This window comes from Mesorhizobium sp. M2D.F.Ca.ET.226.01.1.1, from assembly GCF_004022705.2.
GTDB lineage: Bacteria > Pseudomonadota > Alphaproteobacteria > Rhizobiales > Rhizobiaceae > Mesorhizobium.
Genome location: NZ_RZOY02000011.1, coordinates 200,755 through 216,301, shown reverse-complemented (window position 1 = coordinate 216,301; position 15,547 = coordinate 200,755). Strand labels below are relative to the sequence as shown.

At 64.1% G+C, this 15,547-nt stretch carries 16 protein-coding genes; 8 read left to right on the top strand and 8 right to left on the bottom strand.

Features of this window, described 5'->3' with window-relative positions; genetic code table 11:
- Positions 1-185: 185 nt before the first annotated feature.
- The 4 genes from EN869_RS25105 to EN869_RS25090 all read right to left on the bottom strand — a co-directional run bounded on the left by EN869_RS25105 (position 186) and on the right by EN869_RS25090 (position 3,110).
- Positions 186-695, bottom strand: coding sequence for a GNAT family N-acetyltransferase (locus tag EN869_RS25105; RefSeq protein ID WP_127228979.1), 510 nt, complete (start codon positions 693-695; stop codon positions 186-188).
- 99 nt (positions 696-794) lie between these two features.
- Positions 795-1,433: a TPM domain-containing protein gene (locus tag EN869_RS25100; protein ID WP_127228980.1), complete on the bottom strand. Its 639-nt coding sequence runs from the start codon at positions 1,431-1,433 to the stop codon at positions 795-797.
- A gap of 6 nt (positions 1,434-1,439) precedes the next feature.
- Entirely contained in the window at positions 1,440-2,240 is an 801-nt protein-coding gene (locus tag EN869_RS25095) for a YgcG family protein (RefSeq protein WP_135907149.1), read from the bottom strand.
- A gap of 222 nt (positions 2,241-2,462) precedes the next feature.
- Positions 2,463-3,110, bottom strand: coding sequence for a LemA family protein (locus EN869_RS25090; RefSeq protein ID WP_127228981.1), 648 nt, complete (start codon positions 3,108-3,110; stop codon positions 2,463-2,465).
- A 153-nt stretch (positions 3,111-3,263) separates the two neighbouring features.
- On the opposite strand from EN869_RS25090, the gene EN869_RS25085 reads away from it, so the two are divergent.
- The 6 genes from EN869_RS25085 to EN869_RS25060 all read left to right on the top strand — a co-directional run bounded on the left by EN869_RS25085 (position 3,264) and on the right by EN869_RS25060 (position 8,532).
- Positions 3,264-3,515, top strand: coding sequence for a hypothetical protein (locus EN869_RS25085; protein ID WP_127228982.1), 252 nt, complete (start codon positions 3,264-3,266; stop codon positions 3,513-3,515).
- Between the two features lie 12 nt (positions 3,516-3,527).
- Positions 3,528-4,412: a pyridoxal kinase PdxY gene (gene pdxY / locus EN869_RS25080; protein WP_127228983.1), complete on the top strand. Its 885-nt coding sequence runs from the start codon at positions 3,528-3,530 to the stop codon at positions 4,410-4,412.
- The gene (locus EN869_RS25075) at positions 4,409-5,176 is read left to right on the top strand and encodes a DUF429 domain-containing protein (RefSeq protein ID WP_127228984.1); all 768 of its coding nucleotides are present in this window, start codon (positions 4,409-4,411) and stop codon (positions 5,174-5,176) included. The genes pdxY and EN869_RS25075 overlap by 4 nt, the downstream gene beginning before the upstream one ends.
- Before the next feature lie 152 nt (positions 5,177-5,328).
- Positions 5,329-5,970 carry a carbonic anhydrase gene (locus EN869_RS25070; protein ID WP_127228985.1) on the top strand — a complete coding sequence of 214 codons (642 nt, stop codon included), beginning with the start codon at positions 5,329-5,331 and terminating at the stop codon, positions 5,968-5,970.
- 10 nt (positions 5,971-5,980) lie between these two features.
- On the top strand, positions 5,981-6,397 hold the full coding sequence (locus EN869_RS25065) for a nuclear transport factor 2 family protein (protein ID WP_127228986.1): 417 nt from the start codon (positions 5,981-5,983) through the stop codon (positions 6,395-6,397).
- An 86-nt stretch (positions 6,398-6,483) separates the two neighbouring features.
- A complete protein-coding gene (locus EN869_RS25060; RefSeq protein ID WP_189341261.1) occupies positions 6,484-8,532 on the top strand; it encodes a M3 family metallopeptidase in 2,049 nt (682 codons plus the stop codon).
- Positions 8,533-8,647: 115 nt separating this feature from the next.
- Here the strand turns inward: EN869_RS25060 and EN869_RS25055 are convergent, their stop codons facing one another.
- From EN869_RS25055 to EN869_RS25040, 4 genes are all read right to left on the bottom strand, one after another.
- On the bottom strand, positions 8,648-10,192 hold the full coding sequence (locus EN869_RS25055; protein ID WP_127228988.1) for a M81 family metallopeptidase: 1,545 nt from the start codon (positions 10,190-10,192) through the stop codon (positions 8,648-8,650).
- 19 nt (positions 10,193-10,211) lie between these two features.
- A complete protein-coding gene (locus tag EN869_RS25050; RefSeq protein WP_127228989.1) occupies positions 10,212-11,036 on the bottom strand; it encodes a carbohydrate ABC transporter permease in 825 nt (274 codons plus the stop codon).
- Positions 11,033-11,902, bottom strand: a complete 870-nt coding sequence (locus tag EN869_RS25045) for a sugar ABC transporter permease (RefSeq protein WP_127228990.1) — start codon at positions 11,900-11,902, stop codon at positions 11,033-11,035. The genes EN869_RS25050 and EN869_RS25045 overlap by 4 nt, the downstream gene beginning before the upstream one ends.
- A 399-nt stretch (positions 11,903-12,301) precedes the next feature.
- The gene (locus EN869_RS25040; RefSeq protein ID WP_127228991.1) at positions 12,302-13,528 is read right to left on the bottom strand and encodes a sugar ABC transporter substrate-binding protein; all 1,227 of its coding nucleotides are present in this window, start codon (positions 13,526-13,528) and stop codon (positions 12,302-12,304) included.
- A 175-nt stretch (positions 13,529-13,703) separates the two neighbouring features.
- Between EN869_RS25040 and EN869_RS25035 the strand changes: the two genes are divergently transcribed.
- Both EN869_RS25035 and EN869_RS25030 read left to right on the top strand, forming a co-directional pair.
- A complete protein-coding gene (locus EN869_RS25035; RefSeq protein ID WP_167507073.1) occupies positions 13,704-14,474 on the top strand; it encodes an SDR family oxidoreductase in 771 nt (256 codons plus the stop codon).
- A gap of 2 nt (positions 14,475-14,476) precedes the next feature.
- Entirely contained in the window at positions 14,477-15,541 is a 1,065-nt protein-coding gene (locus EN869_RS25030) for an ABC transporter ATP-binding protein (RefSeq protein ID WP_127228993.1), read from the top strand.
- The last annotated feature ends 6 nt before the right edge of the window (positions 15,542-15,547 follow it).

The window sequence follows — 15,547 nt, the reverse complement described above, 5'->3', positions numbered from 1 at the left end:
GACGCGTCATGGTGCAATGCGTCGAATAGCGCCGGACGCTAATAGAAGCGCACAGTTTGTGATCACTTGTAACTTAGAGGCGATGCAAGAGCGGTTCACCGTTCCACGGAACGGCGAACCGCTCTATCTCATCGTTTTCACGCAATTCCGGGCGGAAAACCGCCCACACTTTTGCTGGAATTGCTCTAGTCGTTCCAGACGAAAGCGACTTTCTTCAGCGCCTTGTGCTCGAACACCTCGACGCCTTCGGCGATATCGCGGCCGCCATTGCCGGCATAGAACGCCAAGGCGTTGTGATTGTCTTCCAGCGCCCACACCACAAGGCCCCGCAGACCGTGGTCGGCGAGCCGGGCCTTGGCCGCCTTGAATAGCCGGCTGCCGAGCCCGATGCCCTGATATTCCGGCCGCAGATAGAGCTCGTAGATTTCGCCCTGCTGGCGGAGCTCGCGGGCGCGGTTCTTGCCGATCGTGGCGTAGCCGGCGACGGTTCCGCCGATCTCGACCACCAGCACGGTGGCGGCGCGGCGGATCGCGTTGGCCCACCAGTCGACGCCGCGGCGGTTGATCATCGAGGTCAGCGTGCGGTGCGGGATGATGCCGGAATAGGCACCGCGCCAGGCCTGCTGGTGCACCTCGGCGATGGCGCTCGCGTCGCGAGGCTCTGCTTTCCGGATGTCGATCGTCAGCGTGTTCATGATTGGTTAACCATAGACCCGCATCGGCCGATTGCAAAGAGTCCGGCATGCCACGTTGGCGATTTCGCACAGGCGAAAAAGTCGTGGGCAGGAGAGATTTCAGATTTCGACGAGGTGGTCGTCGAGCTCGTTGGTGTCGCCTTCGGTGACCGGGAAATGCTGGGCGAGCACCGCGCCGACAGCCTCGATCGCATGGACAAAACCATCGGCCAATCGGTCGTCGGCGGCATGTTTGGTCAGGTCGCGTACCACGCTGTCCCAGACATGCTGATCGACCTTGGCGTTGATGCCGGCGTCGGCGACGACCTCGGCATAACGCTCGGCAATGGAGACGAAGACGAGCACGCCGGTGCGCGCGCTCGTGCGATGAACGTTGCGCGCCAGGAACTGCTTCATCGCATTGGCGTGCGCCGCCTCATAGCGCAGCCTTCGCGGCACGAAATGAATACGCAAGGCGGGCAGGAACCAGAGCAAGGCAAGCGCCGAGACGAACGCGAGCAGTTGCGCCAGCACGAAATGCGGCAGCCGGATGGTCAGCCACAAACCCTCTAGCCCGTAGGCGACGGCGAGGCTGGCAACGAACAGGCCGAGTGTCGCCGTGAAGGCGGCCGGGAAGAAATAGCCGTCGCTCGAATGCGCGACGACGCAGTAGATTTCGCCGTCGGTCTTCAATTCGGCGCTGCGAATCGTCTCGGCGATCCGGTCATGATCCTCAGCGCTGATCGATCGCGTTGCCATGGTGCCTCACCAGCTTCCCGAGGAGCCGCCGCCGCCCGACGAGCCGCCGCCGCCGGAAAATCCGCCACCACCGCCTCCCGAGGACCAGCTCCCGCCGCCTGAGGACCAGCCGCCGCCACCCGACGACCAGCCACCCGAAGAAGAGCGCCGGTTCTGATCGAAGGTCATGCCGAGCCAGCGGTAGCGGCCGGGTCCGATCTTCTGGCCGAAAATCGGCGGCAGCACCGTCATCGCGATGCCGCCGAAGAAGATCAGCGCCCAGATGGTGATGAAGATGGCGAAGAACAGGTCGTCGGAATTGAACGGCGCCTGCTCGCTGCGCTTGCCGCGCGCCTCCAGCTCCTCCGGATTGCCCTCCAGCACCATGATCATGTCGTCGACGGCCTTGGTGATGCCGCCGGAGAAATCGCCGGCGCGGAAGGCCGGCACCATGTCGTTCTCGATGATCAGCTTGGTGTGCAGGTCGGTCAGCGTGCCTTCCAGCCCATAGCCGACCTCGATGCGCATCCTATGGTCGTTCGGCGCCACCAGGAGCAGCACGCCGTTGTTTTGCTTGGCTTGGCCGAGTTTCCAGAAGCGGAACAGCCGGTTGGCGTAAGGCTCGATCTCCTCGCCGCCGAGGCTGGGAATGGTGGCGACGACGATCTGGTCGGAGCCTTTGGTTTCGAAGTCGGCGAGTTTTTGCGTCAGCGCCACGCGGGTGCCGGCATCGATGATGCCGGCATTGTCGACGACGCGGCCGGTGAGGGCGGGGAGATCGGCGGCCAGGGCGGCGAGGGGGAGGAGAAGCGAGAAGATGCTCAGCAAAACGCCATAGAAGGCATTCTGTCGCGCCCCCCTCTGGCCTGCCGGCCATCTCCCCCACGAGGGGGGAGATTGGCGGTTTGGCCGCCGGCTCTCCCTTTCAGACCTTGGCGATTGGCGAAAGCCGACGCGACATCCGATCTCCCCCCTCGTGGGGGAGATGTCCGGCAGGACAGAGGGGGGCGCGAAGGAACGCAAAGCTGACAAACTCAATTGAATGTCCGCTCACCCGCCCTGCTTGGTGGTGCTCGTGCCGAAATCGACCTTCGGCACCTGCATCTTGTCTTCGTCGACGGTGAAGTTGGCGAAGGGCTCGTTGCCGCGGAACCAGAAGGTCGCCCACAGCACGGACGGGAAGGTCCTCAGCGTCAGATTGTAGTCCCTGACCGCCTGGATGTAGTCACGGCGCGCGACGGCGATACGGTTCTCCGTGCCTTCGAGCTGCGCCTGCAGCGCCAGGAAGTTCTGGTTGGCCTTGAGATCGGGATAGGCTTCCGACACCGCGATTAGCCGCGACAGCGCGCTGGTCAGCCCGGCCTGGGCATCCTGGAACTTCTTCAGCGCTTCGGGATCCTTCAGCGTCTCCGGCGTCACCGTGATCTGCGTTGCCTTGGCGCGCGCCTGAACAACCGCGTCGAGCGTGTCCTTTTCATGCGAGGCATAGCCCTTCACCGTCTCGACCAGATTCGGGATCAGGTCGGAGCGGCGCTGATATTGGTTGAGCACCTCGCTCCAGGCCGCCCTGGCGTTCTCCTCCGCCGTCGGAATGGTGTTGTAGCCGCAGCCGGCAAGCAGCGGCAGCACGAAAGCCATCATCAGCAAGGCAGGCAGGGCGCGGAAAAGGGAGGGCGGTGAGAGGCGCTCGGTAATCATGATTGGTCCCTCGACAGAAGTTGCGTGCGAAGCATTACCACAATCCACGCGCAAGAAAATGTCCGGCTCATGACACCGGCTCCGGCTCGTTCATGCGCCTCTGTGAATACTTGCGCGAACAGGCTAAGCTGCGGGCAGGAAAGGGCAATTGCCATGGCTGAGCGCCGGGACGACGAGACCGAATCGCGCCGCATCCTCGAACGCGTCGAGCGCGAGACGGCGCCAGGCGGCGCCTCGTTCATCGTGCGGGCGGCGAAGGACGCACGCGACCGCGTGACCGCCGCCGATGCCGACCGTGCCGACCCGATCGAATATTGGGGAACCCGCATTGGCCGAACACTCGGCTTCATCATCGCCATTGGGCTATTGGTCTGGCTGGTGTATGTCGCAACGCGTGGCGGCTAGGACTCAGATTCCATGAATGCAGAAAAAACCGACGCGCCGCGCGCGGTCATCGTCATCTCCAGCCATGTCGCGCGCGGCTCGGTCGGCAACCGCGCCGCCGTCTTCGCGCTGGAGACCCTGGGCTTTCCGGTCTGGGCGGTGCCGACCGTCATCCTGCCCTGGCATCCGGGTCACAGCCGCGCCACGCGCATCGTGCCGCCGTTCGATCAGTTCAAGGCGCTGATGGCCGATCTCGAGCGCGCGCCCTGGTTGGGCGAGGTGCGGGCCGTGCTGTCGGGCTATCTCGGCGAGGCGGGCCAGGCGGAGGCCGTCGCCTCGCTGGTTGCCGCAGTCAAGGAGAAGACGCCGAACGCGCTTTACGTCTGCGACCCGGTGATGGGTGATTCCGGCGGGCTTTACGTTCCGGAGGCGACGGCCGCCGCCATGCGCGACAAGCTGATGCCAATCGCGGATATCGCGACGCCGAACCGCTATGAGCTGGAATGGATGGCGGGCGCGCCGCTGCCCGACATCAAGGCGGTGACGGCGGCGGCCCTTCACGCCGGCCCGTCCACCATGCTGGTGACTTCCGCGCCGGCGATGATGACCGGTGGCACCGGCAATTTCCTGCTCGACGGCAGCCAGGCGCTGCTCGCCGAGCACCGCGTGATCGAGAAGCCGCCGAACGGACTCGGCGACCTGACCGCCGCGGTCTATCTGGCGCGCGTGCTTTCCGGCCAGCCGCCGGTCAAGGCGCTGCAATCGACCACGGCGGCCGTCTACGAGATCCTCGCCCGCACCGCGAAGCGCGGCGGCGATGAGCTGCAGCTCGAAACCGACGCGCAGAGCCTGTCGCATCCGATGGCGATGGTGCAGCTGCGTCATCTTTTGCATCCTGGACGGGACAAGCGGGCGTGAAACCGGCCGGCCACGCGCTGGCCGGCGTCGACGGCTGCAAGGCCGGCTGGATCGCCGTCCACCGCATGGCGGGCGCGCCGCCTTCGGTTTCCGTCTTTCCGAGATTCGAGGCGCTGCTCGACGCGCTGGCGGATGCGACCATCGCCGTCGACATGCCGATCGGACTGCCGGATTTTTCCAGCAAGGGCGGACGCGGACCGGAGGCGCTGGTGCGGCGGCTGCTCGGGGCGCGGCAATCAAGCGTGTTCGCCATCCCGTCACGCGCGGCGCTCTACGCCGATACCAGCGACTTCACCACGATCGAGGCCTGGTATGCAGCGCACCGGCGGGCAAGCGCGGTGGCGATGGGGACCTCCGACCCGCCGCGCGGCGTTTCCATCCAGGCCTTCGGCATCTTTTCGAAGATCCGCGAGATCGACGCTTTGCTGATCGCAAAGCCGGATTTGCGCGGCCGTGTCTTCGAATCGCACCCGGAAGTGGCCTTCTGCCGGCTGAATGGCGGCACGGCGATGGCGCTGCCGAAGAAGATCAAGGGCTCGGTCAACCCGGCCGGCATGGAGGAACGCAAGGCGCTGCTTTGCCGGCATGGCTATGAAAAAGCCTTCCTCGATCAGGCGCCGCCACGGGGTGCTGCGAGCGACGACTTCCTCGACGCGGCGGCGATGATGCTGATTGCCGGGCGTATCGCCAGCGGCGTGGCGCGGCCTTCGCCCGATCCGCCTCTGACCGACCGCTTCGGCATCCCGGTCGCCATCTGGGCTTGAGGCAAAATCGGCCTGTGCAGCTTTTTGCGGCATGCGATTGCGACGCCGCCATCCGCAATTCGGCATTGCCCGCGACCGGCATTTGCCGCTAGAGGCTTTTTTCGATCGCAACGAGCTGCCGCCTCCAACCCCCGGAAAGGCTCTAGCCGCCCATGCCTCACCTCCCCGAGCACCTCCTCGCCGGCTATCGCAACTTCATGAGCGGCCGCTACCCTGCCGAAAGCGACCGCTACCGCTCGCTGGCGCGCGACGGCCAGGCGCCCGAGACGATGATCGTCGCCTGCTGCGATTCGCGCTCGGCGCCGGAAGCGATCTTCGATGCGGGGCCGGGCGAGCTTTTCGTGCTGCGCAATGTCGCCAATCTGGTGCCGCCCTACGAGCCGGACGGCGAGTATCACTCGACCTCGGCCGCGCTCGAATTCGCCGTGCAAAGCCTCAAGGTGAAGAACATCGTGGTGATGGGCCATGGCCGCTGCGGCGGCATCCGCGCTGCGCTCGACACCAACTCCGCGCCGCTGTCGCCCGGCGATTTCATCGGCAAATGGATGAGCCTGATCGCGCCGGCCGCGGAGACCGTGGCCTCCAGCACGATGATGACGGCGACCGAGCGCCAGACGGCGCTGGAGCGTATTTCCATCCGCTATTCCATCGCCAATCTCAGGACTTTTCCCTGCGTCTCGATCCTCGAAGGTAAGGGCAGGCTCTCGCTCTACGGCGCGTGGTTCGACATCTCGGCCGGGGAGCTGTGGGTGATGAACAAGGAAACCGGTGATTTCGAGCGGCCCGAACTTTAGCGGAGGCGTGATGCAGCGCAGCTGGTGGAGGATCTTTGTCGCGGCGGCGCTGCTGTTGACGTCGATCGTTAGCGCCAGCGCCGATGACGGCGCCATCATCGATCGCTGGTATTCGGCGCTGCTGGCCGCCGACCGCACCGAATTGTCCGATCTCCTTTCCGACGACGTGCGCATGAAGCTAGACGACATCGGCGTCGTCCAGACCAAGGAAGATTTCATCGCTTCGATCGACGAATGGCGAGCCACGGTCGCTGGCGCCGCGATCCGCCATCGCATCGAAAAGAGCGAGAACGGCGAGACCACGGTGCTCGCCTGCTACGATTTTCCCAACAACGACGCGCTGATGCGCGAGACCTTCACCGTCGCCGGCGGCCGCATCACAGCGAGCACGCAGACGACGGTGGCGCAGGATTGCAGCGGCTACTAGTGCGAAGCCCGAGTTGCGCGATGCGCGGCATCGCCCTACATCCGGGACTGCCCGCCGCCTATCGAAACTCCCAATTGGATTTACCCATGTCAAAAGCCGTCGACCTAGCCGCCCATCCGCTGACCCTTTGGCAGGGGCCGCTCGGCCTGCCGGATTTCTCGCGGATCGGCGACAATGATTTCGGACCGGTGTTCGACGCGGCGCTTGCGGCGCACCAGGGCGAGATCGACGCGATCGCCGGCAACAGCGAGGCTCCGACCATCGAGAACACGCTGGCCGCGCTAGAGCTGGCCGGCGATGCGCTCGACCATGTCTCTTCGATCTTCTGGTGCCGGGCCGGCGCCCACACCAACGACACGATCCAGGCGATGGAACGCGAGGTTTCGCCAAAGATGTCGCGGCATTTCTCGGCGATCTCGATGAACGAGAAGCTGTTCGCCCGCATCGACGATCTCTACCAGCGACGCGAGAGCCTGAAGCTCGACGCCGAAACGTTGCGCGTGCTGGAAAAGACCTGGAAGGGTTTTGTCCGGTCGGGCGCCAAGCTCGATGCCGAAGGCAAAAAGCGGCTCGCCGCGATCAATGAGGAGCTTTCCTCGCTCGGCACCAATTTCGGCCAGAACGTGCTTACCGACGAGCGCGACTGGGCGCTGTTCCTCGACGAGGCCGATCTGGCCGGCCTGCCGGATTTCCTGAAGAGCGCGATGGCCGAAGCGGCCGAGATGCGCGGCCAGAAGGGCCGCTATGCGGTGACGCTGTCGCGCTCGATCTACGAGCCGTTCTCGACCTTCTCCGAGCGCCGCGACCTGCGCGAGATCGCCTTCAAAGCCTTCATCATGCGCGGCCAGAATGGCGGCGCCTCCGACAACACTGATGTCGTACGCGACATGCTGAAGCTGCGCGCCGAGAAGGCGAAGCTTCTGGGCTACGATTCCTTCGCGGCGCTGAAGCTCGACGACACGATGGCGAAGACGCCGAAGGCCGTGCACGACCTGCTCGATCCGGTCTGGGAAAAGGCGCTGGAGAAGGCCGCCGCCGACCAGAAGGAGCTGGAGCGGCTGGCCGCGGAAGCCGGCAGCAACGAGAAGTTCGCGGCCTGGGACTGGCGCTTCTACCAGGAGAAGCTGCGAGCCGAGAAATTCGCCTTCGACGAGGCGGAGCTGAAGCCTTATTTGCAGCTCGAACGGGTTATCGAAGCCTGTTTCGATGTGGCGACACGCCTGTTCGGAATCACCTTCGAGGAGAAGAAGGGCATCGCCGCCTGGCATGCCGATGCCAGGGTCTTCGTCGTGAAGAACGCCGATGGCAGCGAGCGAGGTCTGTTCCTGGCCGACTATTTCGCGCGACCGTCAAAACGCTCCGGCGCCTGGATGAGCGCGCTGCGGTCCGGCTACAAGCTTGGGCCGGGCGCTAAGCCGGTGATCTACAACATCATGAATTTCGCCAAGCCGCCGGCCGGCGAGGCGGCACTTCTGTCGGTCGATGAGGCGAAGACGCTGTTCCACGAATTCGGCCATGCGCTGCACGGCATGCTGACCGACGTCACCTGGCCGTCGGTTTCCGGCACGTCTGTCAGCCGCGATTTCGTGGAATTGCCCTCGCAGCTTTACGAGCACTGGCTGACGGTGCCGGCGGTGCTGGAAAAGCACGCGCTGCATGTCAAGTCCGGCAAGCCGATGCCGAAGGCGCTGCTCGACAAGATGCTCGCCGCCCGCACCTTCGGCGCCGGCTTCGCCACGGTCGAGTTCACCGCCTCGGCGCTGATCGACATGGCCTATCATGCGCGGCCAGACGCGCCGCAGGAGCCGCTTCGGTTCGAGGCCGAAACGCTGGAAAAACTGCATATGCCGGAGACGATCGCGATGCGCCACCGCACCCCGCATTTCGGCCATGTCTTCGCCGGCGACGGCTATTCAGCCGGCTATTATTCCTACATGTGGTCGGAAGTGCTCGACGCCGACGCCTTCTCGGCCTTCGAGGAGACGGGCGATGCCTTCAACCCGGACCTGGCCGAGCGGCTGCTGAAGAACATCTACGCCGCGGGTGGGTCGAAGGACCCGGAAGAGCTCTACACGGCGTTCCGGGGGAAGATGCCTTCGCCTGAAGCGATGATGGTGAAGCGGGGGCTGGTATGATTGGCTGATCTCCCCCTTGTGGGGGAGATGGCCGGCAGGCCAGAGGGGGGCGCTGTCCCGCCGACGTTTCAGGCCCTCAAAGTCGCGCCGACACGTCGGTTGGTTTTTACCCAAGCTACGCAAGGTCGCGATCCTTCGCGCCCCCCTCTGCCCTGCCGGGCATCTCCCCCACAAGGGTGGAGATTGGCTGTTTCCACGGATCCGCCACCCGCGGCCAAATCGGCCGCGTCAGCTTCCTGTAGTCCGTCACCGCCGGATTGCTCGGATAGGAACTCGGCGCCGCGACATAGATGATTTCGGCGGCGATCGGTTCGAAGCCGGCGTAGAAGTGGTTGGTCGACTTGATCAGCAGAATATCCTTTGCCATCGGATCGATGCCGATGTTGGAGAAGATATCCGGCTCGAAGGTCTGGGTGCGGTTGGTGTTCAGGATGATTTCGACCTCGGTGCCTTCGATGCGTACCACCGCTGACGGCCCCAATGTCACCCGACTCGGGCCAAAGCTTTGCCAGCCTTCGCTGACAGCCTTCAACACCGTGACACGCGCATCGATCGGTTCGCCGGCCTGAGGGCCGGCCTTGCCGCCGAAGCGCAGGTCGATGACCGCGCCCTCGCCGGCGGCATGGCAGAAGGTCACCGCGATCGGGTCCCAGATGGTCGCGACGCCGACCCTGTTCACACCGCGCTCAAGCAGTTCGCGCAGCACGAAGGTGCCGTCACCCGGCACGCCGCCGCCTGGATTGTCCCAGACGTCGGCGATCACCACCGGCTTGTCCTTGCGCTTGGCCCGGACTGCAAGCGCCTGCTCAATGCCTGCTGCTGCGGACAGCATCGTCATCGCCGTCTGTTCGCGCAGCGCATAAAGCTCTCGCCCCAGCGTTTCCGCGAGCTTGTCGCCCTTTGCCTTGTCGTTGTCGGTGACGACGAGGACGCGCGTGCCCATCTCCGGCACGTCGGCGGCCATGAAGCCGTGGACGACCGAGATAGACAGCACGTCGTCCTTGCCGTGCAGCGTCTTGATCCTGTCGACGAAGGAGCGCATCGGCTCGCGGCTGGTCGGCAGCACCTGGATCATGCGACAGTCGAAGGTGGAGATCACCGGCTTGATATCGCCGCGCGCCGCGGCAAGACCGAGCTCGACGACATGCTCGCCCCGCTCGTAGAAGTCGGTGTGCGGGAATTCGAGGAAATAGGCCATGACATCGCAGGCCGCGACGCGTTTCGGGGTCAGGTGGCTGTGCGGATCGAATTCCGATGCGATCACCACTTTCGGCCCCACGATGGCGCGGACACGCTCCAGCAGATCGCCTTCGCAATCGTCATAGCCTTGCGCGACCATGGCGCCGTGCAGGCCGAGGATCACCGCATCGACCGGCAGTGCGGCCTTGAGCTGATCGAGTATCTCGTCGCGCAGCGCCTCATAGGTCTGCCGCTGAACCAACCCGCCGGGCTCCGCCCAAGTCGCGGTGCCTTCGATGACGGTCAGCCCTTCCCTGTCCGCGCGCTTGCGTAAAACCACGATCGGCGAGGAGCAAAGCGTCGGCGTCTCCGGGTGCTTGCCCGGACCGGCATAGAAGGCGATCTCGAACGAGGCCCGGTCGGTCGGCACCGGCGAGAAGGTGTTGGTTTCGGTCGCCAGCGAGGCGGTGAAGATGCGCATGAACTTTTCCTAAGTGGAGCTATTTGACGGCCCCGAGCGCGAGGCCTCGGACGAGGTAGCGCTGCAGCCAGATGAAGAGGATCGCCACCGGCAGCGTGGCCAAGAGCGTGGCCGCCATGACGTGATGCCATTCGATCGTGTAGCGGCCAGCGACGAGCGAGAAAACCTGGATGGGCAGCGTATAGCTTTCCTGGCTGCGCAGCATGGTGAGCGCGACCACGAATTCGTTCCAGGCGTTGATGAAGGTGAAGATCGCCGTCACCGCGATGGCCGGCAGGCAGAGCGGCAGGAACACTTTGCGCAAGGTCAGCCAGCGGCCGGCGCCTTCCATCCAGGCTGCCTCCTCGAGGTCGCGCGGGATGGTGTCGAAATAGCTCTGCAGCATCCACACCGTGAAGGCGACGTTGAAGGCCATGTAGATGAAGCCGAGCGCGGTGGTGCTCTCGACCAGGCCCCAGGCGGCCATCAGCCTGAAAAGGCCGAGCACCAAAACGATCGGCGAGATCATCTGCGAGATCAAAAGGAACTGGCGGAAGGCGCCATAGCCGGCAAAACGAAAGCGCGACATGGCATAGGCCGCCGGCACCGAGATCAGGATCGCGCCGATCGTCGCCAGCGCCGAGACGTAAAGCGAATTGAGCAGCGCCTGGCCGAAACCGGTCGCCACCCACATGTCGGCAAAATTCGACCAGTGGAATTCCCTCGGCCACCAGGTCGGCGTCAGCACCTCGGTGCGCGGCTTGACGGCGGTGAGGAACATCACCGCGAAAGGAAAAATCGTCACGACGATCAAGGGAGCCAGCAGCAGCCAGGCGATGACGGTGCGCTTCAGCTTCGGCGTCATGCGCGCCGCTCCCGCATGGCGAGCCGCACATAGATCATGGTGAAGACGAGCAGGATCGCGAACATCACCAGCGACACGGCGGAAGCCTCGCCCAGCTTACCGATGCGGAAGGCGAGCTTGTAAAGATGCGTGACCAGAATGTCGGTCGAGTTCGCCGGCCCGCCTTGCGTCATCACCCAGATGATCGGGAAGGAGTTGAAGACATAGATGGTGTTAAGCACGATCGCGATGTTGATGAAGGGTTTCAGGAGCGGAAAGGTGATCTCGCGGAACTGCTGGAAATGCGTCGCGCCTTCGAGCGCCGCCGCCTCATAGAGATCGTCGGGGATCGACGACAGGCCGCCGAGAAAGATCGTGGTGGTGAAGGGCACCGTCACTAGTATGCCGATCAGCACCTGCATCGGGAAAGCCGTCTCGGCGCTCGCCAGCCACTGGATGTTCTGGCTGATCAGGCCGAGTTTCATGAGCGCCGAATTCAGCATGCCGCTTTCGCCGTTGAGGGCCCAGCGCCAGACCACCGCCGTCATAGTCAGCGACACCGCCCAGGGCAGCATGATGATGACGCGGGCAAGGCCGCGGCCATAAAAATCCATGTTGAGGATCATCGCCACCGGGATCGACAAGAGCAGCGCGCCGCCGACCACCAGCACGGTCCACAGCCCCGTGCGCCAAAGTGCTGCGACGAAATCCGGATCGGCGGCGAGCGCCCAGAAATTGGCCAGCCCACTAAACTCGCGCAACTGGCCGAAGCGATTCACGTCATGCGTCGAAATCTGAACGAGGTCCCAGACCGGCCAAAAGATCACCACCGCCGCCAAAAACAGGCTGGGCAGCGTCAGCAGATAGGGCAGGAGACGATTTTGCATCGGCGGTTTGTACTGCGTTGCGAGGCATCAATGCGCTGGCTTGCCAGCTAACTAATCCTGACCTGTTCTTCCTGGGCGCTCAATCTCGAGCCTTCCGGCGTCGGAGCTACCCCTCATTGTCTGCCCTCCTCCGCGGCGGTTGCGGAAGGAGCCCTTCCTCTCCCCCGTCGATCGGGGGAGAGGTGTCGAGCGAAGCTCGACGGAGTAGGGGTCGACCCCTGGGCGCAAGGCGATGTTTGCGCCTAGCGCCCTTCGTATTTCTGTTCGCCGCGGTTGCCAGGTGGTTCCCCGACTCCGTCTCGGCTTCGCCGAGCCACCTCTCCCCTTCCAGAGGGAGAGGAAGAAGGGGTGGCGCGCCCCGCGGGGGTAGGGCGCGCCACGGGCGCAGGGAGGTACGCCCTATTTCTTCAGCACGCCATTGGCCTTCACCGCAGCGTCCTTCAAACCAGCCTCGGGGTCGCCGCCGAGATAGATCTTCTGCATGGCGTCCGACGTGATCTGGGCAATCTCTTCCCAGCCGGGGATGACCGGCGCGAAGCGGGCGTCGGGCAACAGCGCGGTAAAGGCGGCGAGGTCGGCATTGTTGACGTAATAGTCCATCTTGGCCTCTTCCTTGTTCACCGGTAGGAAGCCTTCGCCCTGCGTGAACTTGGCGCGCTGCTCCTTGGTGAACAGGAAGTCGAGCACCTTCCAGGCCTCGTCCTTGTTCTTGGAGTTCTTGAACATGATGATGGAGTCGGTCACGCCGTAGGTGCCGCGCGCGCCGGTCGGGCCGGCGGGAATGGCGGCGACGCCATATTTCAGGCTCGGCGCTTCTTCCTTGATCTGGTTGGACAGGAAGGGCGCGGTGATCATCATGCCGACCTTGCCCTGCTTGAACAGGTTCTGCACGTCCTCGCGGTTGTTCGAGGTAACGCCCGGTTCTGTCAGGCCTTCGTCGATCATCGACTTGTAGAGCTTGGCGGCTTCGAGCGCGCCCGGCGTGCCGAGGCCCGACGTGCCGTCCTTGTTGAGGATCTCGGTGCCCTGCGACCACATCGCGTAATAGTAATAGACGTCGGTCTCGATCTCCTTGCCCTGCAGGCCGAAGCCGAAAGCGCCTTGAGCCTTGATCTTGCGGGCATCATCCTGCAGTTCGGTCCAGGTTGCCGGCGGCTTGGCGATGCCGGCCTTCTCGAACAGCTCCTTGTTGTAATACATTGCGCGCGCCGAGGCGGCGATCGGCAGGCCGTAGGTGTGGCCATCCATGATCGAGGGCGACAGGAAGGTGTCGATGAAGCGGTCCTTGAACTCGGGCTTGATGTAGCTGTCGAGCGGCTCTGCCACGCCCTGCTGGACGAAGTCGATCAGCCAGCGTGTACCGATGATCGAGAGGTCGGCATTGGTGCCGGCGGTGATGTCGGTGGTGAGCTTCTGCAGGAGCACGTCCCACGGCACTACTTCGTACTTGATGGTGATGCCGGGATTAGCCGCCTCGAATTCCTTCTTGACCGCTTCGAAATAGGGGCCGGTCTTGGCGCTGTATTCGGCGACGGTGACGCGCACTTCGCCCGCATAGGCCGGCGCGGCAAAAGCCAGCATGCTCATTCCGGCCAACAGGCCGACAGTCCATTTCGCAAGGCTCATCTGATCTCTCCCATTGATGCGCAGTCGCGCCCCTGGCTCTTATGAACTCAGGATTTATGTGACTTTCCTACATTATCCCTCATTTCGCGATACGCAAGCAGTTTATCATGTTGCTTAATTACATTTGCTTGGCTAGCTTTCTAGGCTCAAAATGAGGAATGGAGGAGCGCGCAGCGTGGGTTCGACAGTCGAATTCGAAGGCAAGACCGCGGTCGTCACCGGCGCCGGTGGCGGCCTCGGCTCGGCGATCGTCGCGCTCATGGCCGGGCGCGGCGCGCGCATCGTCGGCTGCGACCAGTCGATGGAGGCGCTGGTCGGCCCGCACATCGCCTCGCGCCATGTCTTCAACCTGCTTGACCGGGCCTCGATCGAAGCGGCGATCCCCCGCCTGCTCGACAAGGACGGCGTGCCCGACATCCTGATCAACAATGCCGGCTGGACGCGCGCCGAGACGTTGAAGGCGCTGACGACGGCGAAAATTGAGCAGGAGCTCGATCTCAACCTGACCGGCGTCATGATTTTCGCCGATCCGTTGATCAAGGCGATGGCCGCGCGCGGTTCGGGCAGCGTCGTCTTCATCTCCTCGGTCAATGCCATTTCGCATTTCGGCAACCCCGCCTATGCGGCGGCCAAGGCCGGCATCAACGCCTATGCCAAGTCGATCGCCGTCGAGCTCGGCCGCAGAGGGTTGCGCGCCAATGTGGTGTGCCCCGGTTCGATCCGCACCGCCGCCTGGGACCATCGCCTGGCCAAGGATCCGGAAATCCTCGGCCGGCTCAAGCGGCTCTATCCGCTTGGCCGCATCGTCAATGCTTCGGAGGTGGCGGAAGCCGTGGCTTTCCTTGCCTCCGACCGCGCTTCGGGCATAACTGGCGCCGTGGTGCCGGTGGACGCCGGACTGACAGCCGGCTACCTGCCTTTCATCGACGACATATTGGGAGCGTGAGCATGACCGACGTCCAGTTCCGCAACCTGTCGAAGTCCTTCGGCCAGCACAAAATCCTCGAGGACATCAATCTCGACATCCGGACTGGCGAGTTCGTCGTGCTGGTCGGCCCGTCCGGCTGCGGCAAGTCCACGCTTTTGCGCATGCTGGCCGGGCTGGAGACGATCTCCTCCGGCGACCTCGTCATCGGCGGCACGCGTGCCAACGACCTGCCGCCGCAGAAGCGCAATATCGCCATGGTGTTCCAGTCCTACGCGCTGTTCCCGCATCTGAAGGCGTCGGAAAATATCGGCTTCGGCCCGAAGATCCGCGGCGAGAACCGCGCCGCGATCGACGACAAGGTGAAAAAGGCCTCGGGCGTGCTCAACCTCTTCTCCTATCTCGACCGCTATCCAAGGCAATTGTCGGGCGGCCAGCGCCAGCGCGTCGCCATGGGCCGCGCCATCGTGCGCGAGCCATCGGTGTTCCTGTTCGACGAGCCGCTCTCCAATCTCGACGCGCAGCTGCGCGTGCAGATGCGCACCGAGATCAAGGCGCTGCACCAGCGGCTGAAATCGACCATCGTCTATGTCACCCACGACCAGATCGAGGCGATGACCATGGCCGACCGCATCGTCGTGATGGATCACGGCCGCATTCAGCAGGTCGGGCAGCCGCTGGAGCTCTATGACCGGCCGGCCAACAAATTCGTAGCCGGCTTCATAGGTTCGCCGTCGATGAGCTTCGTTTCGGGCGCGCTGAAGACGACCGGAGCTCAGTCCTGGTTCGAGACGAAGAGCGGCCGGCTGGCGCTCGCCGGCAGGGCCGCTTCCGCCGGCGACACGATTGAGGCCGGTATCAGGCCCGAGCACTTCGTCGTCGGGGCAACTGACGATGCGATTGCGATCAAGGTCGATGTCGTCGAGCCCACCGGCTCGGAAACCCATGTCTATGGCTCGGTCGGTGACGATACGGTGCGCGCGGTGTTCCGTGACCGGCTGCAGGTCAAGCCCGGCGACCGGCTGCCGGTGAGCGTCGACCCGCGCAACATCCACCTGTTCGACAAGGCGACGGGCCTGCCGCTGTGAGAAGAC